Source organism: Bacillus sp. FSL M8-0350, from assembly GCF_038593345.1.
GTDB classification, from domain to species: Bacteria; Bacillota; Bacilli; order Bacillales; family Bacillaceae; genus Bacillus; species Bacillus safensis.
The window spans coordinates 1,454,032-1,474,504 of sequence record NZ_CP151985.1; the positions used below are offsets into that span (position 1 = coordinate 1,454,032).

23 protein-coding genes are annotated in these 20,473 nt (G+C 42.0%); 20 read left to right on the forward strand and 3 right to left on the reverse strand.

All coding sequences use genetic code 11. The features are described from left to right. The first annotated feature begins 41 nt into the window (after positions 1–41). The 8 genes from NSS80_RS07425 to coaD all read left to right on the forward strand — a co-directional run bounded on the left by NSS80_RS07425 (position 42) and on the right by coaD (position 4,556). Positions 42–1,085 carry a CAP domain-containing protein gene (locus NSS80_RS07425; protein WP_024426913.1) on the forward strand — a complete coding sequence of 348 codons (1,044 nt, stop codon included), beginning with the start codon at positions 42–44 and terminating at the stop codon, positions 1,083–1,085. Between the two features lie 111 nt (positions 1,086–1,196). Further along, complete coding sequence (locus NSS80_RS07430) at positions 1,197–1,610, forward strand: YlbD family protein (RefSeq protein WP_024426914.1); 414 nt, start codon at positions 1,197–1,199, stop codon at positions 1,608–1,610. 19 nt (positions 1,611–1,629) lie between these two features. Then, complete coding sequence (locus NSS80_RS07435; protein ID WP_024424278.1) at positions 1,630–1,878, forward strand: YlbE-like family protein; 249 nt, start codon at positions 1,630–1,632, stop codon at positions 1,876–1,878. A 73-nt stretch (positions 1,879–1,951) separates the two neighbouring features. Further along, a complete protein-coding gene (locus tag NSS80_RS07440) occupies positions 1,952–2,359 on the forward strand; it encodes a hypothetical protein (RefSeq protein WP_024426915.1) in 408 nt (135 codons plus the stop codon). A gap of 57 nt (positions 2,360–2,416) precedes the next feature. Continuing rightward, entirely contained in the window at positions 2,417–2,866 is a 450-nt protein-coding gene (locus NSS80_RS07445; RefSeq protein WP_007499807.1) for a YlbF family regulator, read from the forward strand. Between the two features lie 65 nt (positions 2,867–2,931). Beyond that, entirely contained in the window at positions 2,932–3,204 is a 273-nt protein-coding gene (locus NSS80_RS07450) for a YlbG family protein (RefSeq protein ID WP_024424276.1), read from the forward strand. A 280-nt stretch (positions 3,205–3,484) separates the two neighbouring features. Continuing rightward, entirely contained in the window at positions 3,485–4,072 is a 588-nt protein-coding gene (gene rsmD / locus NSS80_RS07455) for a 16S rRNA (guanine(966)-N(2))-methyltransferase RsmD (RefSeq protein WP_254967935.1), read from the forward strand. A 1-nt stretch (position 4,073) separates the two neighbouring features. Further along, a complete protein-coding gene (gene coaD / locus NSS80_RS07460; RefSeq protein WP_024426917.1) occupies positions 4,074–4,556 on the forward strand; it encodes a pantetheine-phosphate adenylyltransferase in 483 nt (160 codons plus the stop codon). 13 nt (positions 4,557–4,569) lie between these two features. Here coaD and ylbJ read toward each other — a convergent pair whose 3' ends face one another. Further along, positions 4,570–5,778, reverse strand: coding sequence for a sporulation integral membrane protein YlbJ (gene ylbJ / locus NSS80_RS07465; RefSeq protein WP_317222057.1), 1,209 nt, complete (start codon positions 5,776–5,778; stop codon positions 4,570–4,572). Positions 5,779–5,934: 156 nt separating this feature from the next. Between ylbJ and NSS80_RS07470 the strand changes: the two genes are divergently transcribed. Then, a complete protein-coding gene (locus tag NSS80_RS07470; RefSeq protein WP_041117300.1) occupies positions 5,935–6,714 on the forward strand; it encodes a patatin-like phospholipase family protein in 780 nt (259 codons plus the stop codon). Positions 6,715–6,718: 4 nt separating this feature from the next. Beyond that, a complete protein-coding gene (locus NSS80_RS07475) occupies positions 6,719–7,747 on the forward strand; it encodes a SepM family pheromone-processing serine protease (protein ID WP_024426920.1) in 1,029 nt (342 codons plus the stop codon). A 233-nt stretch (positions 7,748–7,980) separates the two neighbouring features. On the opposite strand, the gene NSS80_RS07480 is transcribed toward NSS80_RS07475, so the two are convergent. Beyond that, positions 7,981–9,228: a nucleotidyltransferase gene (locus tag NSS80_RS07480; protein WP_041118120.1), complete on the reverse strand. Its 1,248-nt coding sequence runs from the start codon at positions 9,226–9,228 to the stop codon at positions 7,981–7,983. A 206-nt stretch (positions 9,229–9,434) separates the two neighbouring features. Here NSS80_RS07480 and NSS80_RS07485 point away from each other — a divergent pair, with 206 nt between their 5' ends. The 3 genes from NSS80_RS07485 to gerR all read left to right on the forward strand — a co-directional run bounded on the left by NSS80_RS07485 (position 9,435) and on the right by gerR (position 10,826). After that, positions 9,435–9,953 carry a DUF177 domain-containing protein gene (locus tag NSS80_RS07485; protein WP_019743276.1) on the forward strand — a complete coding sequence of 173 codons (519 nt, stop codon included), beginning with the start codon at positions 9,435–9,437 and terminating at the stop codon, positions 9,951–9,953. Between the two features lie 21 nt (positions 9,954–9,974). Continuing rightward, positions 9,975–10,148, forward strand: a complete 174-nt coding sequence (gene rpmF, locus NSS80_RS07490; protein WP_008354700.1) for a 50S ribosomal protein L32 — start codon at positions 9,975–9,977, stop codon at positions 10,146–10,148. 138 nt (positions 10,149–10,286) lie between these two features. Further along, complete coding sequence (gene gerR, locus NSS80_RS07495; protein WP_041117302.1) at positions 10,287–10,826, forward strand: sporulation-specific transcriptional regulator GerR; 540 nt, start codon at positions 10,287–10,289, stop codon at positions 10,824–10,826. 46 nt (positions 10,827–10,872) lie between these two features. Here the strand turns inward: gerR and NSS80_RS07500 are convergent, their stop codons facing one another. Continuing rightward, positions 10,873–11,352 (reverse strand): N-acetyltransferase, encoded by a 480-nt coding sequence (locus tag NSS80_RS07500; RefSeq protein WP_007499784.1) that lies wholly within the window; start codon positions 11,350–11,352, stop codon positions 10,873–10,875. Positions 11,353–11,562: 210 nt separating this feature from the next. Between NSS80_RS07500 and NSS80_RS07505 the strand changes: the two genes are divergently transcribed. The 7 genes from NSS80_RS07505 to NSS80_RS07535 all read left to right on the forward strand — a co-directional run bounded on the left by NSS80_RS07505 (position 11,563) and on the right by NSS80_RS07535 (position 20,297). Then, positions 11,563–12,462 carry a 2-dehydropantoate 2-reductase gene (locus tag NSS80_RS07505; protein WP_034281680.1) on the forward strand — a complete coding sequence of 300 codons (900 nt, stop codon included), beginning with the start codon at positions 11,563–11,565 and terminating at the stop codon, positions 12,460–12,462. A gap of 65 nt (positions 12,463–12,527) precedes the next feature. Beyond that, positions 12,528–14,147 (forward strand): bacillithiol biosynthesis cysteine-adding enzyme BshC, encoded by a 1,620-nt coding sequence (gene bshC, locus NSS80_RS07510; RefSeq protein ID WP_317222056.1) that lies wholly within the window; start codon positions 12,528–12,530, stop codon positions 14,145–14,147. 128 nt (positions 14,148–14,275) lie between these two features. After that, positions 14,276–14,707 (forward strand): division/cell wall cluster transcriptional repressor MraZ, encoded by a 432-nt coding sequence (mraZ, locus tag NSS80_RS07515; protein ID WP_003211163.1) that lies wholly within the window; start codon positions 14,276–14,278, stop codon positions 14,705–14,707. 66 nt (positions 14,708–14,773) lie between these two features. Then, positions 14,774–15,706 carry a 16S rRNA (cytosine(1402)-N(4))-methyltransferase RsmH gene (gene rsmH, locus NSS80_RS07520; protein ID WP_024426925.1) on the forward strand — a complete coding sequence of 311 codons (933 nt, stop codon included), beginning with the start codon at positions 14,774–14,776 and terminating at the stop codon, positions 15,704–15,706. Between the two features lie 37 nt (positions 15,707–15,743). Further along, on the forward strand, positions 15,744–16,091 hold the full coding sequence (gene ftsL, locus NSS80_RS07525) for a cell division protein FtsL (protein ID WP_024424265.1): 348 nt from the start codon (positions 15,744–15,746) through the stop codon (positions 16,089–16,091). A gap of 7 nt (positions 16,092–16,098) precedes the next feature. Next, positions 16,099–18,249 carry a penicillin-binding protein gene (locus NSS80_RS07530; RefSeq protein WP_317222558.1) on the forward strand — a complete coding sequence of 717 codons (2,151 nt, stop codon included), beginning with the start codon at positions 16,099–16,101 and terminating at the stop codon, positions 18,247–18,249. A 128-nt stretch (positions 18,250–18,377) separates the two neighbouring features. Beyond that, a complete protein-coding gene (locus NSS80_RS07535; protein WP_024424263.1) occupies positions 18,378–20,297 on the forward strand; it encodes a stage V sporulation protein D in 1,920 nt (639 codons plus the stop codon). The last annotated feature ends 176 nt before the right edge of the window (positions 20,298–20,473 follow it).

Genomic DNA, 20,473 nt, shown 5'->3' on the forward strand with positions numbered 1-20,473 from the left:
AGGTACTTTTTGTACCTTGCCAATTTAACGGAGGTGTTTATTTGAAAACTGTGCTCAAAACACTCCTCATCCTCCTGATTATATCTGGAACATACGTTCTGTTTATTCAATATGGATCTTCACCAGAAAAAGAAAACAGCAATGAACCGAAGGTGTCTAATGAAGAAACATCTAGCGATAAGCCGATCAACATCCCAAAAAAGGGACTCATGTCCTTTATGGGGAAATCTTCAAACGAAGTGCTTAAACAGCTGGGAGAACCAGATCGCATTGATCCTTCCGCATATGATTATGACTGGTGGATTTACAACCAATCGAAGAAGCACTATATTCAAGTAGGGGTAAAGGATAGTAAAGTGGTGACCTTGTTTGCAACAGGAGACGGACTGAATGTAGAACCGTTTAAAATCGGTCAAGCCACAAGTGAAGTATTTAAGAAAACACAAATTGCACCTTACATTCATGTAGAGGATGAACAAAATTCATACCGCTTTGAATTCTCAGAAGATGATATGAATACAAGACCCACTGTGAAAGTGGGAGATGATGTGTATGTTCAGCTTTACATGGATAAGTTTGAAAGCACCCTTTCAAGTATCAGGGCCTTCAACGCAGATACATTTGTGAAACAAAAGCCGTATGAGGTGGTCTATCGAGGTCAATTGATAGAACCTGAGGCGATATCAGGCGAAAAGTGGAAAGATATCGAAGCTTCCAGTCAAAAACAAATTTTTGATATGACCAATATTATCCGCCATAAGTACAACCTGCCGATCTTAAAGTGGGATGATGAAACCTCTGAAGTGGCCTTCATGCATAGTGAGGACATGAAAGAGAATCATTATTTCTCCCATGAATCTAAAAAATACGGTACGCTGAAAGACCGGTTAGAAAGAGGCGAGGTGGGCTTTCAGCTCGCAGGTGAAAACATTGCTTATAACTATGTCGATGGACCCGCAGCGGTAGAGGGCTGGCTCAATAGTGAAGGTCACAGGAAGGCATTATTAAATAAAGATTACACGCATCTTGGCGTAGGGGTAAAAGAAAAATATTACACCCAAAATTTCATCAAGAAAACATCTTAAACGAAAGCAGCTGCATGGTCGCAGCTGCTTTTTTGATGGTTAAAAAGAGGCTCACCAAAACAGATGCTGATGTATATAGTATAGTAGGCATTTGTATGGGGGGGTGAGGATATGACAAACAAGCAAAAACAAACATCCATTGATGAATTTAAACAATTCGTCAGACGCCATCCGAAGTTAATTCAAGAAGTGCAATCGCAAGAAAAAAGCTGGCAAAGTGTATACGAGAATTGGGTCATGTTTGGTGAGGAAGATGAGATGTGGTCACCTTACCGGCAATCGAAATCTGAAGATGCGAAAGAAGAAAAAGCCTCTAAGCCAAGTGAAACAGGAAAAGCAGATTTTATGTCTAAAATGGTTTCTGCTGTGAAAAAAATGGACGCTGATCAAATGAATGAACAGATTAACAAAATGAGCCAGTCTATTTCCTCTTTACAAAGCTTACTCGGCCAATTTTCATCCAATGGTTCAAAGAAAGGTTCATCTGGAGGCAGTCAGCACCCATTCTCCTTCAGGAAAGATTAAGTGAAAGGGGATGCTTCTGGTGCGAAAAGAAGTACAGGAATTTGTCATGGCCGAAGAGGAGCGAATCAAATTCATAAGGCAGCGTCCTATCTGGTACAGACAGCTGACGCGGCATCCTGAAAATCTAACGTCCTTTGAATTAGATAAAATGAACTTTTACGAAAAAACCATTCCTCATCGTGTGAGTCAGTTGAGCAATAGCGTCCAAATGGCTGAAATGATGATTCAAATGTTCCAAGCAATGCGCAATCAAAATGGAGCCGGCTGAGGCTTTTTTTGAGTTGATTAAGATGTCTATTTCCTGAGCATCCTATAAAAGTAGATGAAAGGAGAATCAGATGATGAAATGGATGCTGTCAATAGGCGCATTGCTTTTTCTTGTTACCGGGTGTCAAAGTCAACATGGAGAAGAGCAAGTGATTAAGCAAGACCCAGCAGTACCAGTCATGCAGCAGGCCCAAAGCGAAATGAAGCAGCAAGGCTTTTTGAAATACAAAGTGCAAGGGTCATCTGTCTATATAGAAAGTACACTTCAAGATTTTCATCTTCAGCCAGAGCGTCTGAAAAAGAACGAGAAGGCGGGATATTTTACAGTGTATGTAGACGGGAAACGTGCAGGGAATGAGTATACCGCGGCATTTGTGGTCAAGCATCTTTCAAAAGGAAAGCATAAAATGACCGTTGTGCTGAATTCCCGTCATCCAGAATATAAACAGAAAAGAGAAACATGGGATGTATTTGTCACGTAAAAGCATTTTCTGATCCATAGGTTTCGTGGTAAACTATGAATTGGAGGTGCAACATTTATGTATGCGACAATCGAATCTGTGGAGCTCCAAGAGGAAGCAAATCAATTGGCTGCTATGATTCTTCAGTCGGAGGAGGCTGAACATTACCGCAACTGCTTTAAGCGTCTCCAGCAAGACGAAGAAGCCCAACAAATTATTGCCCATTTTACAAAAGTAAAAGAGCAGTATGAGGATGTGCAGCGGTTCGGCAAGTATCATCCGGACTATAGAACGATCTCAAAGGAAATGCGTGAGGTCAAAAGAAAGCTAGATCTTCACGATACAGTGGTTGATTTCAAAAAAGCAGAAACAGCGATTCAATCCATCTTAGATGAGATTAGTATTGAAATCGGTCAAGCTGTATCAGCATATATTAAAGTTCCAACAGGGAACCCATATTTTGATGGTCTATCATCATGCGGCGGCGGCTGTGGATCAGGTGGCAGCTGCGGCTGTAAAGTATCTTGACGAGACTTGAATGTCTCGTCTTTTACATAATGAATGAAAAGAATTGAAAAGCGGCAGGTGAAAAGATGGAAACCAAACGTCAAGGGATGGTTGTCTGGCTGCATTCGTTAAAGCAGTCAAAAGCGCTAAGAAAATTCGGGAATGTTCACTATATTTCAAGGAAAATGAAATATGCCGTGATCTATTGTGATATGGATGATCTTGAGCGCCATATGGCTAAACTCAGCTCGTTACCATTTGTGAAACGTGTTGAGCCTTCATATAAACCTTTTATTAAATTAGAGTACGAATCCAAATTGGACAAAGCAAAAGAGTATGATTATAAGGTGGGCTTTTAAAGACACAAAAAAATCCCCGCGGCATCACCCGCGGGGTCCTTCTATTCTTAATGATTCATTAAGGAGAAGGCAAAGGGAGAGGAGAAACCGGAGGAAGAACTTATGGGGAAACGTAAGTCTTCTCCGCGGTTGGCAACAGCACCACATCAGATGCTGTTATAAGTAGTATGACCCCGGATTTCTTGATCTATACATAGAAAATGAATGAATATCCGCGCATTGTTCCTTGAGGAGTGATGTGATAAGATAATGTTGAATTTTTTGTCATAAACAATGACGAATAGAAGCAAGCAGAAAAAGTGGTGGAAAAATGAGAGTCATCTCTGGAACGAGAAAAGGCCGCACACTTAAAGCGGTACCAGGTCAATCAACAAGACCGACGACAGATAAAGTAAAAGAATCAATATTTAATATGATCGGCCCGTATTTTGATGGCGGATGGGCTCTTGATTTATTTGCAGGAAGCGGTGGTTTAGGGATTGAAGCGCTTTCTAGAGGATTCGATCATTGCATATTTGTTGATCGAGATATAAAGGCGATTCAGACGATTAAAGGAAACCTGAATCAATTGTCGCTAATGGATCAAAGTGAAGTGTTTCGAAATGAAGCAAAGCGTGCACTCGCAGCTGTTGTGAAACGAGAGGAATCCTTTCAAGCCATTTTCCTTGATCCGCCCTATAAAGATCAACAGCTAAAAGCACTTCTTGAAATGATTGACGAGCACGCCTTGTTAACAGATGACGGCGTGATCGTGTGTGAGCATGATAAAGATGTGAAGCTGCCAGAAGAAGCAGGGCAGCTCCACATCACAAGACAGGAACTGTACGGATTGACTGGTATTACGATTTATAGAAAGCGGGGAAATTAGCATGGGGAACATAGCCGTTTGTCCGGGCAGCTTCGATCCAGTTACATTGGGGCATTTGGATATCATCAAAAGAGGTGCAAAGATTTTTGATGAAGTGTATGTATGTGTATTAAATAACTCATCTAAAAAACCGTTATTTACTGTTGAAGAACGGTGTGAGCTTATTCGCCAAGCGACGAAGGAGCTGCCAAATATCAAAGTTGAATCGTTTCACGGCCTGCTTGTTGATTATGCAAAGCAAAAAGAAGCCAAAGTCATTTTACGCGGATTAAGGGCTGTGACGGACTTTGAGTATGAGATGCAAGGCACCTCAATGAACAAAGTGTTAGACGATGAAATTGAAACGTTTTTTATGATGACCAACAATCAGTATTCCTTCTTAAGCTCCAGTATTGTCAAAGAAGTAGCGAAATATCATGGGGCAGTCAAAGATCTTGTACCAAAAGAGGTAGAAGCAGCGCTGAAGGAAAAATTTAATGGATGAGTGCACCCAGCACTCATCCATTTTTTAATTTCCGATAGTACAGTGCGATATACACAATCAAGCTGCAAAGTGTGATCAAAGGACCAGCTGTCACAAGCTGATTCCAAACCACGCTGCTGAACATGACGACCTGCTGGCCTGCATCAAAGGCACCCGCTGGGAGAGCCATGTCTGATCGAGAGACATAAAGAGGCTTGAATAATAAAAAGGCAAAAACAGCTGCATAAATTCCGTGAAGCAAACGGGCGAAGAAAAACGGTTTAAAGCGGATATCGGTTGCCGCCAAAATGCCGGCGACTTGGGCTTGAACAGAAAACCCGCTGAATCCTAAAATAAAGCTGACGACAATGGTTTTAGCGAGAAGGGTGACTTCCTGTGACCCCGCCATCTGGCTTCCTAATGTGATTTCAAATAAACCGGCAATCATGGCAAGGTCTAATTCTGACGGAAGATGCATCGTTTGCAGCATATATCCGAGCCCGATGGATAAAAGGTCTGTCACATGGACAACTGACAGCATTTTGCTAAACACAGAAAATAAGATAATAAAGCCGCCAATCATAAAGAGTGTTTGGACTGATGACATGACTGCATCACTTAAAATTTGGCCGAGCGGTCTTTTCTCTGCGAGTCTTGCTGTATGAAGAGCATTGAATGCCTCTTTAAACGGCGGGAATAAAAACTTCTTGCGGCTTCTTAGGTGTGCATCATGCCGCGCTTTATACGCGCGCATCGTCACACCAACAGCGAGATTCCCTAAATAATGAGCGCTGGCGAGTACAATGCCTAAAGCTGGGTGATGAAAAAAACCAACAGCCACCGCACCGAAAATAAACAATGGATTTGATGAATTTGTAAAGGAAACGAGACGCTCTGCTTCGATCCGCGTCAGCTGCCTTTCCTGCCTCAGTCTTGTCGTTAATTTCGCACCAGAAGGAAACCCTGAAGCCATTCCCATAGCCAGTACAAATCCGCCTACACCCGGCACCCGGAAGATGGGGCGCATAAATGGCTCTAATAATACCCCGACAAATCTGACAATCCCGAAACTAATTAATAGCTCGGACAAAATAAAAAAAGGAAGCAATGATGGAAATACAACCTCCCACCACATTGCAAGTCCATTTTTCGACGCTTGCAAAGAGGCTTGTGGATGTGTAATCACAGTGGCTGTTAAAAAAATAAAAAAAGCAGCGATGAACAGAGTGTTCCATTTTTTCATGGAGATTTCGCCCCTTGCCGTTATGATCTATTGGCGAGCTCGTGATATTAGAAAAAGAAACTAGCCGAGCCTGTCTTCTATTACTATACGAGCAGTAGGGGCATGTTTAGACCTATAGATTCGTATATATGCATAGAAAGAGGAGGGTGGATTTTCATGAAGCGACCGATCATCGGGCTTGCACTAGGCTCCGGGGGTGCGAGGGGAATGGCGCATATCGGGGTATTGTCTAGTCTTGAGAAGCAAGGAATACAGGTAGATATGATTGCTGGAAGCAGTATTGGCGCACTTGTTGGGAGCTTTTATGCAGCAGGACAAGACGTAGAAAAAATGAAAAAACTTGCACTTGTCTTCAGAAGAAAGTATTATGCTGACTATACACTGCCAAAAATCGGTCTTTTAAAAGGAAATCGAATTTTGCAGCTGATTCACACGTTTACATATGGGAAAACATTCGAAGAATTAAGAATGCCCCTTGCGGTGGTTGCCTGTGACCTCGAAACAGGGGAGAAGGTTGTGTTTAAAGAAGGGTCTGTCTCACAAGCAGTCAGAGCAAGCATCAGCATTCCAGGCGTGTTTGTTCCTCACGAAATGGGCGGCAGACAGCTAGTGGATGGAGCGGTTGTTGACCGCATTCCTGTGTCTGTTTTAAAAGAAATGGGCGCAGACCTTATTATCGCCTCTGATGTATCAAGGGTGAAAAAAACAGAAAAGGCGACGAGATTATCGGATGTAATTATGCAAAGTTTGGACATCCTTCAAAATGAATTGGTCCGTCATCAAACCATTCATGCAGATCTCATGATCCGGCCGAGGCTTGAAACATTTAGCTCTAGTTCGTTCACCCAGGTTCAGGAGATGATTGAAGCTGGTGAGCTCGCCGCAGATCAACTAGCAGGTAAACTGAAAGATGTCATTGATAAATGGGAGTGTTAATCGAATGAAAAAATTGAATATTCGCTGGCTCAGCTTTTTTGTCGTTGTTCTTGTCTTATTTGGCTTAACTTTTGTTAAACTGCCGTATTACGTGACAAAGCCGGGTGATGCAACAGAGATTGCCCCTCACATTCAAGTGGACGGTGGATACGGCGAGAAGGGCAGCTTCTCTCTTATGACGATAAAAGTAGGTCCAGCCAATCCGTATACGTATTTACTTGCTAAAATGAATAAATATGACGAGATCGTCCCAGAAGAAAATATTAAAGCGGACGGAGAGTCGGATGAAGATTATATGAAAAGACAGCTTCAGCTGATGAAAAGTTCTCAAGAAAATGCCATGATTGCAGCGTATACAAAAGCAGGCAAAAAAGTAGATTATACGTTTAATGGGGTATATGCCAGCTACGTCATGAAAGGCATGCCTGCTTATGGCAAAATTGAAGTGGGCGACCGGATTAAAAGCGTTGATGGCAAGACGTATGATTCTGCTGATAAAATGGTGTCGTATATCAGCCGTCAAAAAGCTGGTACATCTGTCCGTTTTGTCCTTGAACGAAACGGCAAGGATATCACGCAGAAAGTGAAGTTAAAACCTTTTAAAGAAGAGCCGAACCGAGTTGGAATTGGCGTATCATTATTTACAGACCGAAATGTGAAAGTCTCGCCTTCCATTAAGGTCGATATTGAAAATATCGGCGGCCCGTCGGCAGGTTTAATGATGTCACTTGAAATTTATAACCAGCTGACAAAAGAAGACGAAACACATGGTTATGCGATTGCAGGGACTGGAACGATTGACGCTGATGGCACGGTCGGGCCAATTGGCGGAATAGATCAAAAGGTTGTTGCAGCAGATAAAGCAGGAAAAGATATCTTCTTTGCACCAAACGATAAAGGTGATCCAAATTCAGACTACAAAAATGCAGTGAAAACAGCAAAAGATATCAAAAGTAATATGAAAATCGTTCCTGTGGACACAATGCAGGACGCACTGAACTATTTAAACAAGTTAAAAGAGAAAGCATCTTAAGTGAAAAAAGAGCAGCCTTTATCAAAAGCTGCTCTCAGCGTGTAGAAAAACCCTCGCATTCGGTGTCAGGTCTCTGCGCCGGTACTCACGAATGTCAAATTCGCTCCGTTCCGGTGCTCGCCCTTCCTAGACTTCAAAGGTTTTCTATCACGCTGAAAAGAGGACAAAGGACTAAAATAAAGATCCTTTTAGCCCTTTGTCAACAATCAGAGAGCAGCCTTAGGCTGCTTTTTTTATCGAGATTGGAAGAGACCAGTCTCTTCATCATAGCGGATCGGTGAGGTTTTAAATTCTGCTTCTGTTAACTTTGTTTGCATTGGTTCGCTGATGGGAAGGCTGAAGACGCGGGAAGCGCGAATGTCAAGATCAAGGGCAGGATGTGAAAAGGAAGACAGCTTGCTGACAAGCGGTACGTCCAATTCCTTTTTTACAAGAGATAAGTATTGCTGACCTTTCTTTGACATACCAAGTAAACGAATGTATGGTGCTTGTTTCTCCTTTAGCAGCTCATGCATGACCGTTTTCTTCACCCTCATTAAAAGGTGCGTATTCATCCGCTGCAGCCTTGTCCACGTATATCGTTTTGTTTTCACAAGTGATAGATATTCCTCGTAGGAGGACGCATGTGTGATCGCCTTTTGCATGCGGTGTTCGATGCCTTCTTCAATTTCATAGATGCCTTCTAGTTCTGCTGTATCCATTGTGTGAAACACATGTTTTAAGAAGCTGAAATAGTCTTCTTGCGTATGTAAAAGATCATAAGAAGAATAATAGTCATGTAATTGCTTAAGCGAGGCTTCCGGGAGATAAGAGGCGACAGTTTCAAATGACCCATTCTCTTTTAAGGCTTTTCGGATGCTTGTAGCGCTTGCGATTTTCTGATGTTTAGGAAGCTCTTGATCATGATAACCGGATGCAATTCTTTGAGAGGTAGAGGGCTCTATGTGAGGAGATCTCTCTAAGATGGCTTTGACATAATGGAAGCCTAAAATGTTATTAGGCCTAGACAGATCCAGTAAGTGTTTCGGATCAATGACCTCTTGAAACGCAGCGGCAGCGGCAGCCGGATAACTAAGACCTTCTTTTACCTTTGCTTTTGTGAAAAGGTCGATTTCTTCTTTTTTCTCATGCCAAGCGTGAGCTGTTCGCTCAAATGCTTTGATGTTTCCGTCCTCACTTCCGAAAAAAAGGGAGCGGCATTTTAAAGCATCTAGAATAGACACAGCGCCGTTTGCGAAGGTTTCTGCCTTTTGCACTGCATATATGTATGGAAGCTCACACACGATGTCTACACCGTTTTGCAATGCCATTTTTGTTCGTGCCCATTTGGAGACGATAGCGGGCTCTCCGCGCTGGAGAAAGGATCCGCTCATGACGGCAATGGCTACATCTGAGGAGGTATGTGTTTTCGCCTGGCGAACATGATAGGCATGTCCATAATGAAATGGATTGTACTCGACAACAACTCCTGTTGCTTTCAATAGATGTTCCGCCTTTCTTGCTATGGTTAAATGGTCTATGCTACAGTAGCATAAGGGAAAAATGAAGCCCATTTTTTTCAGTGTAGGCATTCCGTGAACTGATGTCAAACAACGCTCTGACATCACAAAGGACTGTAAAGAAAAAATATTGACAAATAGCATGATGAAAGCTATAATCATGTTTGTTGCTCTTAGAGGTGATACAATTGAAATGGACAGTTTATCAGTTACATCAAAAAGCTAAAAACAGCTTCGATTTTCATGAGACGGTTGACTTAAATGAACTTACTAGCCTTCATTCAGATATACGTCGTATTTCACCGGTAGAGGTGAAAGGGACTGGAGTGATCGAATCAAAGCAAGTCGCATTTGATTTAACCATCACAGGTGAAATGACACTGCCTTGTTCAAGAACGCTTGTTGATGTAAATTATCCATTTGCGATTTCAACGAAAGAACTATTTGTACTTCATAAGACAGACGATATAGAAGATGAAGACGTATCTGTTGTAGAAGACGATATCATCGACTTAACGCCTATAGTCAAGGAAGAAATTCTTCTTGAAGTGCCGATGCAAATCTTTTGCGACCAAACAGACGTAAAAGGTGCTGCACCACAGGAAGGGAATGACTGGGCGGTCATTTCGGAAGATGCACATCAAAACCGAATTGATCCGCGTCTGGAAGGCTTGAAGAAGCTCTTAGAAGAAAATAATGAATCTTAACTCTTTAAGGAGGTGGGAATAATGGCTGTACCTTTTAGAAGAACTTCTAAAATGAAAAAAAGATTGCGTCGTACGCATTTCAAACTACAAGTACCTGGTATGGTAGCTTGCCCAGAATGCGGTGAAATGAAAATTTCTCATCGTGTCTGCAAATCTTGCGGAACATACAAAGGCAAAGACGTAAAAAGCAACTAATGCTTGATAAAAAAGCGTAAGGGAATCTTCCCTTGCGTTTTTTTATTTGTCTATTTTTTAGGTTTCTCTCCTGCAAATAGTCTATCTACTCTAGTAAGCGCATATGATGTGGTATTCAGATTCAGGGGGGATGATCAATTGACGATTACAAGGCAGGACGCATGGACACAAGATGAAGATTTACTTTTAGCAGAAGTCGTCTTAAGGCATATTCGAGATGGAGGAACGCAGCTTTCCGCATTTGAGGAAGTCGGGAAAGCATTGTCAAGAACAGCGGCAGCATGTGGCTTCAGGTGGAATTCATACGTCAGAAAACAATATCAGGCAGGCATTGAGCTGGCGAAAAAACAGCGAAAAGAACTGCGTAAAAAGATTGGGATTCATTCCTCGGGTTTACCACAGAATACGTTAACGATAGAAGAAAAGGCAACTTCAGATCAGGCTGAATTGACCTTGCGAGAAGTGATTCAGTTTTTAGAGAAGCTTGAAAAAGAACCGTCTGGCTCAGCTTATTTACGCGAAGAACTGGCGGACACGCAGCATCAACTGAAGTCGCTCACAGAAGAAAATGAACATTTGAAGCGGCAATTAAAAATGACGGAAGAAGATTACCGGGCACTCATTGGGATTGTTGAAAGAGTCAAACAGAATATCAACTTAAAAGAATATGCTAAATAAGAAAACGCCCCTCACAGAGAAAGGAGGGGCGTTTTGCCATCAGTGATTAAGCGGATTCACCTGTATTCTTTTGAATATGGGCAGGTTCCCAGATGAGTGGATTTTCACCTTTGTCGCGTTCCATATCATATTTTACCGCTTCAAAGCCCATTTTATCCCAAAAACCAGCAGATTTGACGCGTGGATTGGTCCGGATTGGCAGTCCGAAAGATTTGGCGAAATCAACAAGTGCCTCGCCGTACCCTTTACGCTGATACCCAGGAAGCACTTCCAGCTTCCACAGCTCTAAATAATCATGATTGTGGTCAAAATACGTTGTCGTCGAGCCGTCCACTTGATAAAGGCTCATACGTGCAACCAGCTTATCTCCAAAATAAATCCCGTAAAATGGAGAGTTGCTGTCATTTTCAATCATATTACTTTCAAGGTCTTCAAGCATGGATAGTTCTTGTATGCCATATTCCTTAAATTGTTTAAATTCCTCTAAAGTTTTGTAATTGATTAGAAGTCGTTTTACTTGTGTCATATGATCTTCCCCCTTACACACATAATGTTGACAGTGATGTCGTTGAAGGCGTTTTCATCCCATCCGCCTCAAAAAGTTTTTACACTTATTATTATAGTTTTTAAATTAAAAAAATTCAATCGCGGCGCGCCATCTGCTTTTTGCATCGCGGCTTGAAACTGTTAAAATGGTTGATATGATGAAGTAAACAGAAAAAGGGAAGTGCGGCAGTTGAACATTGGAATCATTGGCGGCGGTGCGATTGGTCTGCTTTGTGCCAGTTATTTATCACAGCATCATGACATCACTGTTTTGACAAGAAGAAAAGAACAAGCAGAGAAGATTCGAACATCAGGTATTAAGCGAACGGTAAAAGGAGACACATTCCTGGCGTCTGCGGAGGCAAGGGCAGGGATTACAGGAGTATTTGATCTGCTGATTGTGACGGTGAAATATCACCAGCTGCAAGAGGTGCTTGATGAACTATCCACATTACCTCGTCAACGAATCTTATTTTTACAAAATGGCATGGCCCACTTATTAGATTTAGAAAACTGGGACACGCCGCATTCAATATATATAGGTGTCGTAGAGCACGGGGCGATGAAGGTATCAGATCATGCAGTAAACCATACAGGGATTGGTGTCATCAAGTGGGGGGCTTTTCATCCTGAGGATGCAGCTGATGTGAGAAATGCTTTGAATGAAACGCCGGCCCAATTTCAGATGATTTATACGGATGAATGGAAAAAAGTGCTGGAGGAAAAACTGCTGGTCAATGTCTGTATTAACCCGCTCACGGCTTTATTGCATGTGAAAAATGGAGAATTGATCGCAACTCCTGCATATGAATACATGATGAAATGTGCATTTGAGGAAGCATTGTCCATTCTAGGTCTGGCTGAAAAAGAGCGGCTCTGGTCACACGTCGTTTCCATTTGTAAGAAAACGGCCGCCAATCAATCGTCAATGCTTCAAGATATCGTCAAAGGCCGTGAAACCGAAAGAAAAGCCATCGTTGGCTATCTTTTAAAAAAGGCTCAAGCTCAAGAAATTCTGGCGCCACATCTTACTTTCTTCAATCGAAGCTTGGAAGTATTGGAAAAAAAGCAAACAAAATCTTTTGAGTGAGCTCATTTACATGCTATACTTTTTTCGGGAAACTAACTATTTATTGAAGAAAGGAAGTTCTAAACATGCAATTGACTGAACTTTCCATCCGAAGTCAGAATTTATTCATACGTGATTATATAGAAGAAAAAAAAGAGATGACTGCTTTTTTTGATTATGATATACATTCTGAGCACACATGGAAAAAAAGATACGACGATCTCATGGAAATGAGCTTCCCGCGCGAGGCTTTAGCGGATTATATGAGCGCATACCACGCAAAGTTTGAATCGGCAGCGATGCGTCAGAACATTGAAAAGATCCGTGATGAACGGAGTGTCATGGTGGTTGGAGGACAGCAGGCAGGTCTACTTTCAGGACCGCTTTATACCATACATAAAATCATATCCATTATTCAGTTCGCAAAAGAAAAAGAATCAGTGCTTGGCGTTCCTGTGATTCCAGTCTTTTGGGTAGCAGGTGAGGATCATGACGTAGATGAAATTAATTTTGTCTACACATCTGGCGAAAAAGGTCCAGTCAAGCAAAAGCTGCCATTACATAACGTCAAAAAAACTGCTGCCAAAAGAACACCTCTGCATCAAGAAAAAACAGAGAAATGGCTCCGCGATGTGTTTTCAACATATGAAGAATCTGCGTATACAAATGACTTGCTTGATCAGCTTCTTCGATGTTTACGCAAATCACAAACATTTACGGATTTCTTTGAATGGATTGTATGCGACCTTTTTGAAGAAGATGGACTGCTTCTATTTAATTCAGGAGACTTAGGCGTCAAACCACTTGAGCGTACGTTATTCAAGCATATTGTTGAGACAAATGATGCGGTCACAGCTCGTTTGAATGAAACGCAGGCTGCCATGAAACGAGCGGGATATCAGCCGATCATAGAAGCTGGTGACAATCAGGCGAACCTGTTTTACGAATATGATGAAGAGCGTTTCCTTATTGAAAAAGAAAACGGCCAGTTTTCTATATCAGAAGTGGGGCTTACGTGGACAAAAGAAGAGCTTTTGCAGGAAATTGAGGAGCACCCAGAACGGTTCAGCAACAATGTGGTGACGCGTCCCTTAATGCAGGAAACCCTTCTCCCAACACTTGCTTTTATGGCAGGACACGGTGAAGTCAACTATTGGGGAGAACTGAAAGGAATTTTTGAGCATTTTGAATTAAAGATGGCACCCGTTCTTCCAAGACTGCACGTGACCATTCTTGAAAGGCACATCGATAAGAAGCTGCCGGTCAGAGAACTTTCTCTAAAAGAAGTGCTCACAAACGGAGTAAAAGAAAAGAAAGAGGCTCACTTTGAGCAAAGCCTTCCAGACAGCTTTGTTCAAGCCGTTGATCAGGCGAAACGTGAATTAGCGAATGTTCATGGCGTATTGAGGCAAGAAGCACTGGAGGTTGAACCAAACTTCGAACAGCTGCTAGATAAAAATGCCAAATTTATCGAAGACCAGCTTCAATTTGTTTATCAAAAGGTGGCGCAGCGTGTGGAAGAGAAGGAAGGTTATATCCTTCGAGACTTTGAACGGATTGAAAACAGCTTAAAACCATTAGATGCCCCGCAAGAAAGAATTTGGAATATCATGTACTTTTTAAACAAATATGGTCCAGAATTCTTCAAAACGTTCAAAAATCTGCCATTTTCATTTCGAAACAAGCAGCAAATTGTCAAACTTTGAAATAAAGTTTTAATGAACCCTGACTAGTTCAGGGTTTTTTTTTATGTAGAAACAGTGTAAAATAAGTTTTGTGGAGAGAAGTGGTGGATAGTGGAGAGTAAGGGTGAGAAAGTGGGGCTCTGATTATCATGTTCATGGGTGAATACCAACATACGATTGATACAAAAGGGCGCATGATCATCCCTGCTAAATTTAGAGACGGTCTCGGAGAACAGTTTGTGCTGACGAGAGGGCTTGATCAATGTTTATTTGGCTACCCTATGAGTGAGTGGAAACTAATTGAAGAGAAACTCAAAGCACTGCCGCTAACGAAAAAAGATGCACGTGCGTTTACCCGGTTCTTCTTCTCCGGCGCAGTTGAATGTGATCTGGACAAGCAGGGGCGCATTAACATCGCATCAAACCTACTCCAATATGCAAAACTCGAAAAAGAATGTGTGGTCATCGGCGTTTCAAATCGAATTGAGTTGTGGAGTAAGTCGATCTGGGAACAATATACAGAAGAGCAAGAAGATTCTTTTGCTGAAATTGCTGAAAACATGATTGGGTTTGATATATAATAATCCCTTGTGCAGCAAGCTTTCTACACATTCATTTCTATTTGAAAAAGGTGGGACCATAACATCATGTTTCAACATGAGACAGTATTATTAAAAGAAACAGTTGACGGTTTAAACGTCAAAGAAGACGGTACATATGTAGACTGCACGCTGGGCGGAGCAGGTCATAGCTCATATTTACTATCTCAACTATCAGAAAAAGGTACATTGATTGGATTTGACCAAGACGATGCTGCACTGGATCATGCACGAGAGAAGCTCGCAGATTCAAAAGCGAACATTCTTTTCATAAAGAGCAACTTCCGATATTTAAAAGAACGTCTGAATGAACAAGGCATTACAAGCGTAGACGGTGTGATTTTTGACCTTGGGGTTTCATCTCCTCAGCTCGACACACCAGAGAGGGGCTTTAGTTATCACCATGATGCACCTCTTGACATGCGAATGGATCAAACAGCCGCATTGTCGGCAAAACAAGTGGTGAATGAATGGCCATTTGAAGATCTAGTTCGGATTTTCTACAAATATGGGGAAGAAAAATTCAGCAAGCAAATCGCACGCAAAATTGAAGAAGCTAGAAAAAAAGCACCAATTGAAACAACAGGTGAGCTTGTCGACATTATCAAAGAAGGAATTCCCGCACCTGCAAGACGAACTGGCGGACATCCAGCAAAAAGAGTGTTTCAAGCGATCCGAATTGCCGTAAATGATGAATTGAAAGTTTTTGAAGAAGCACTAGAACAAGCAATAGAGTTACTCAATCCGAAGGGGAGAATTTCTGTCATTACATTCCATTCACTTGAAGACCGGATTTGTAAAAGTACTTTTAAAGAAATGTCTTCTCTTCCAGAACTTCCGCACGGACTACCAGTGATTCCAGAAGGACTTGAACCAAAGCTGAAGCTGATCACGAGAAAACCAATCGTTGCATCAGAACAAGAGCTGGAACATAACAACCGTGCCCGTTCAGCGAAGCTCCGAATTGCAGAAAAAAAGTAAAACGACACCATAGATGATGATAAAAAGGAGGTTTCTTATGAGTAATTTGGCTTACCAAAGAGAAGTAAAACAATATCAAACAGAGCAGCAAGGCCAATCGGTTGTTATTAAAAGAAGAGGTTCTATCACACTTGGTGAAAAAATCTTACTTGTCATGTTTGTCATGGCTCTTATGTGCAGCTCCATTCTCATCATTTCTAAAGCCTTTGCTGTCTATCACGCCAATATCGAGGTGCAGAAATTAGAGCAGCAAGTATCTTTAGAATCGAAGAAGATCACTGAGCTTCAAAAGGAAAAAGACTTGCTGAGTGAACCAGAGAGAGTCATTGATACTGCGAAAAAAGCTGGCTTAAGCATTTCGAAAGATGTTAAGAAGGTCGATTAAGATGGCGATGCCTAAAAAGAATAAAATGATGAACAGAGGCGCGGCAATTGCGAGTATTTGCTTCGCCCTGTTTTTCTTTATCATCCTTGCACGTTTTATTTATATTCAGATTACAGGAACGGTCGATGGCCAAGTGTTAGCCGCAAAGGCAAATGAACAATATCAATCGAAGAAAACACTTGAAGCGAAAAGAGGGTCTATTTTAGACCGAAATGGGAATGTGATTGCCGAGGATACGTCTGTCTATAAGCTCATTGCGATCATGAGCAAGAAAATGACGGTCGATCCAAAGCACCCGATGCATGTCGTCGACAAAGAAAAGACAGCAAAAGAGCTGTCAAAAGTCATTGATATGAGTGAAAGCGAAATTTTAAAGCGTCTGAATACAAAAGATGCGTTCCAAGTTGAGTTTGGTAAAGCTGGGAAAGACATCAGTTTTTCAACAAAAGAAAAAATTGAAAAGCTAAAGCTTCCAGGGATCGCATTTGAAAAAGACACGAAGCGATATTATCCAAACGGCATGTTTGCGTCGAATCTGATCGGTTATGCAAGATTAGATGAGGCAACGAAGGACATGTCAGGCGCGATGGGACTTGAGAAGGCGCTGAACAAATTTTTAAAAGAAAAAGACGGCTATGTGACATATAACAGTGACAGAAGCGGATGGGCTCTTCCAAATAGTAAAGAAGACATTGTCGCTCCGAAGGATGGAAAAAATGTCACGCTGACCATTGATCAAAAAATCCAAGCGTTCCTTGAAGAAAGTATGACGCAGGTTGCCAAAAAATATAAACCGAAGAAAATCATTGCCACAGTCGTTGACCCAAAAACAGGAAAGGTGCTCGCGATGGGACAGCGGCCAAGCTTTAATTTAAATGAATTAGACATTACGAATTATAACAATGATGTCATTTCATATGCGTTTGAACCAGGTTCAACGATGAAAATCTTCACACTTGCTGCGGCAATCCAAGAAGGGGTCTACCAAGGCAATGATAAATATCAATCTGGTACTTATAAAGTAGGAGGCGGCCTTGTAAGAGACCACAACAATGGAAATGGCTGGGGGAAAATTGACTTTCATGAAGGGGTTCTCCGTTCGTCTAACGTAGCTTTTGCAAAGCTGGCAAAAGAAAAATTAGGCTTCACGCGCTACGAACAATATTTGCAGAAGTTCCATTTCTATGACAAAACAGGTATTGACTTACCGAACGAAGCGTCTAGTAAAATCAATTACAGATACGAATATGACAAAGCATCGACGGCTTACGGTCAAGCGTCTGCCATTACACCGATTCAACAAATCGAAGCAGCGACAGCAATAGCAAACGGCGGAACGATGATGAAGCCATATGTCATTGATCATATTACAGACCCGAACACAAACAAAACGATTTTACAGCACGAACCAACAGTAGCTGGAAAACCAATTTCCTCTGATACAGCAAAGCAAGTCCGTGACATTTTAGGTGAGGTGGTTTCCTCGAAGATTGGAACAGGCCAGCCTTACCAAATCAAAGGATTTGACGTTGCTGGGAAAACAGGAACAGGACAAATTGGCGGTGCCGGCGGTTATCTCAAAGGAAGAAACGATTACGTCTTTTCATTTATGGGAATGGCGCCAAAAGATGATCCGAAGCTGCTCGTTTATGTCGCTGTACAGCAGCCGCAGCTGTCTGATACAGAAACTGGCTCTGCCCCAGTTGCACAAATCTTTAACCCAGTCATGAAAAATAGTCTGCTATATTTAAATATTGCACCAACAAAAACAGACGATAAAAAATCGGGCGAACAAAAAGTGAAGCAAGAAACAATGCCTTCATTCTTAGATTTAGAAGTGAAGCAGGCGGAAACAGAAGCCAAAAACAAAAACTTAACGCCTGTTGTCATCGGCGACGGCCTCTCCATTAAACGACAGTGGCCAAGTGCAGGCTCTGAATTCTCTGAAAGCCAGAAAGTTTTCTTGAAAACAGCAGGAAAAACGATAAAAATGCCTGATATGACAGGCTGGTCGAGACGGGAAGTCCTTCAATATGCATCCATTTCCGGTGTGCATATCGAAACAAAGGGACAAGGATATGCTGTCAAACAAAGTGTGAAAAGAGGATCGGAGATTTCAGATAAAGTCGTCACTGTGACATTTAAAAGTCCGAATTAACTGCAAAACCTAGCAAACCACTTGCTAGGTTTTTTCTTTTGCCGAGCGGGATAGACGAGACGTTCTACATAAGGACGGGCCTGCATATGATGGAAACAAGCCATATGTATGTAAGGAGTGAACCAGGCGTGCGAGTATCAAGTGTAACAGTGAGAAAACGATTGCTTTTCGTGCTGCTGTTTGGGGTGATCATTTTTTTCATCATAGATACTAGATTAGGATATGTACAGTTTATTATGGGCGAGAAGCTCACAAGCTTAGCAAAAGATTCATGGAGCCGGAACCTCCCGTTCGAACCAGAAAGGGGAGATATTTTGGACCGAAATGGGGTAGAGCTTGCGACGAACAAAAGTGCCCCATCTATATTGGTCGTCCCGCGGCAAATTAAAGATCCGGCAGAAACAAGCAAGAAACTGGCGGCAGTACTGAATATGTCTGAAGAGAAAGCGTACAAGCACGTCACAAAGAAAACATCCATCGAACGAATTTCTCCAGAAGGGAGAAAAGTATCTCATGAAAAAGCAAAAGAAGTCAGAGAGCTTGATTTAGATGGTGTTTATGTTGCAGAAGACAGCATCAGACACTATCCGTTTGGCAGTTTTCTTTCTCATGTGCTGGGCTTCGCTGGAATTGATAATCAAGGGTTACTTGGACTGGAAGCCTATTATGATGATGACCTAAAAGGTGAAAAAGGCTCTGTAAAGTTCTATTCCGATGCAAAAGGGCAGAAAATGCCAGATGAAGCAGATGATTATACACCGCCTAAAGATGGTCTTGATATGAAGTTAACTGTCGATGCGAAGGTGCAAACCATTATAGAACGGGAATTAGACAATGCGCAGGCAAAATATAACCCAGATGGGATGATTGCAATTGCGATGAACCCGAAGAACGGTGAAGTGCTTGGGATGTCGAGCAGACCGGATTTTGATCCAGCGGATTATCAATCAGTTGACTCGAAAGTGTTTAACCGAAATCTACCGGTGTGGAGCACATATGAGCCAGGTTCGACGTTTAAAATTATTACGCTTGCAGCAGCACTAGAAGAGAAAAAAGTCAATTTAAAACGCGATCATTTTTTTGACAGCGGTTCTGTGACAGTTGATGGTGCAAGACTTAGGTGCTGGAAAAAAGGCGGCCACGGATCACAGTCATTTTTAGAAGTGGTTCAAAACTCCTGTAACCCCGGTTTTGTTGAACTAGGCGACCGTCTAGGAAAGGATAAATTATTTTCCTATATTAAAAATTTCGGATTTGGCCAAAAAACAGGAATCGATCTTCAAGGGGAAGGGCGAGGCATTTTGTTCCCGCTGGACCGGGTTGGCCCTGTAGAGCAGGCGACAACTGCCTTTGGTCAAGGTGTATCTGTTACGCCGATACAGCAAGTAGCTGCCGTAGCAGCTGCGGTAAATGGCGGAACACTTTACACGCCGTACATTGCAAAAGAATGGATAGATCCAATCACAAAAGAGGTAGTGAAAAAGCAATCACCGATTGCCAAAAAGAAAGTGATTTCAGCAGAAACATCCAAAGAAATCAGATATGCGCTTGAAAGTGTAGTCGCTCAAGGAACTGGCCGAAATGCATTTGTTGAAGGATATCGAGTTGGCGGAAAAACAGGGACAGCACAGAAAGTAAAAGACGGCAAGTACATGGAAAATAACCACATTGTGTCGTTTATCGGGTTTGCGCCTGCTGATGATCCAAGTATCGTTGTATATGTGGCTGTAGATAACCCGAAAGGCACTATTCAATTTGGCGGGACAGTTGCTGCACCAATTGTGGGTCATATTATGCGGGACAGCCTGCCTGAGATGGGTGTGAAAAAAAGAAAAGGACAAATTGAAAAGAAGTACCAGTGGCTGGACACAAAAACCATTGAAGTACCGAATCTTGTAGGGGGATCTGTTTCAGACCTTGAATCCTTACTGATTAACCTTAAGATCGATGCTTCTGGAACGGGCAGTAAAGTGGTGAAGCAATCACCTGCTGCCGGGACAAAGGTCAAGGAAGGCTCCACCATCAGATTATACTTAAACGATGAATAATAAAGAATGAACAGAGGGTAGCCGCACTCATTCGGCTGCCTCTTTTTGTTGAAAGAGAAGGTCTGTTTGAAAAAAAGAGCCTAAAGTGTGTTTTTTCCAAGAGAAACTTAAGGAATACGCTGGATGTATCCTTTTTTTTACGATAAAATATAGACTGTGTGTTTTTTTCACAAGAC

What these genes read in the sequence shown, in the direction of transcription:
- NSS80_RS07430 (WP_024426914.1), top strand. Translation starts at nt 1,197, where the DNA reads ATGACAAACAAGCAAAAACAAACATCCATTGATGAATTTAAACAATTC.
- NSS80_RS07440 (WP_024426915.1), top strand. Translation starts at nt 1,952, where the DNA reads ATGAAATGGATGCTGTCAATAGGCGCATTGCTTTTTCTTGTTACCGGG.
- NSS80_RS07445 (WP_007499807.1), top strand. Translation starts at nt 2,417, where the DNA reads ATGTATGCGACAATCGAATCTGTGGAGCTCCAAGAGGAAGCAAATCAA.
- NSS80_RS07450 (WP_024424276.1), top strand. Translation starts at nt 2,932, where the DNA reads ATGGAAACCAAACGTCAAGGGATGGTTGTCTGGCTGCATTCGTTAAAG.
- coaD (WP_024426917.1), top strand. Translation starts at nt 4,074, where the DNA reads ATGGGGAACATAGCCGTTTGTCCGGGCAGCTTCGATCCAGTTACATTG.
- ylbJ (WP_317222057.1), bottom strand. Translation starts at nt 5,778, where the DNA reads ATGAAAAAATGGAACACTCTGTTCATCGCTGCTTTTTTTATTTTTTTA.
- NSS80_RS07470 (WP_041117300.1), top strand. Translation starts at nt 5,935, where the DNA reads ATGAAGCGACCGATCATCGGGCTTGCACTAGGCTCCGGGGGTGCGAGG.
- NSS80_RS07475 (WP_024426920.1), top strand. Translation starts at nt 6,719, where the DNA reads ATGAAAAAATTGAATATTCGCTGGCTCAGCTTTTTTGTCGTTGTTCTT.
- rpmF (WP_008354700.1), top strand. Translation starts at nt 9,975, where the DNA reads ATGGCTGTACCTTTTAGAAGAACTTCTAAAATGAAAAAAAGATTGCGT.
- NSS80_RS07500 (WP_007499784.1), bottom strand. Translation starts at nt 11,352, where the DNA reads ATGACACAAGTAAAACGACTTCTAATCAATTACAAAACTTTAGAGGAA.
- bshC (WP_317222056.1), top strand. Translation starts at nt 12,528, where the DNA reads ATGCAATTGACTGAACTTTCCATCCGAAGTCAGAATTTATTCATACGT.
- mraZ (WP_003211163.1), top strand. Translation starts at nt 14,276, where the DNA reads ATGTTCATGGGTGAATACCAACATACGATTGATACAAAAGGGCGCATG.
- rsmH (WP_024426925.1), top strand. Translation starts at nt 14,774, where the DNA reads ATGTTTCAACATGAGACAGTATTATTAAAAGAAACAGTTGACGGTTTA.
- ftsL (WP_024424265.1), top strand. Translation starts at nt 15,744, where the DNA reads ATGAGTAATTTGGCTTACCAAAGAGAAGTAAAACAATATCAAACAGAG.
- NSS80_RS07530 (WP_317222558.1), top strand. Translation starts at nt 16,099, where the DNA reads ATGCCTAAAAAGAATAAAATGATGAACAGAGGCGCGGCAATTGCGAGT.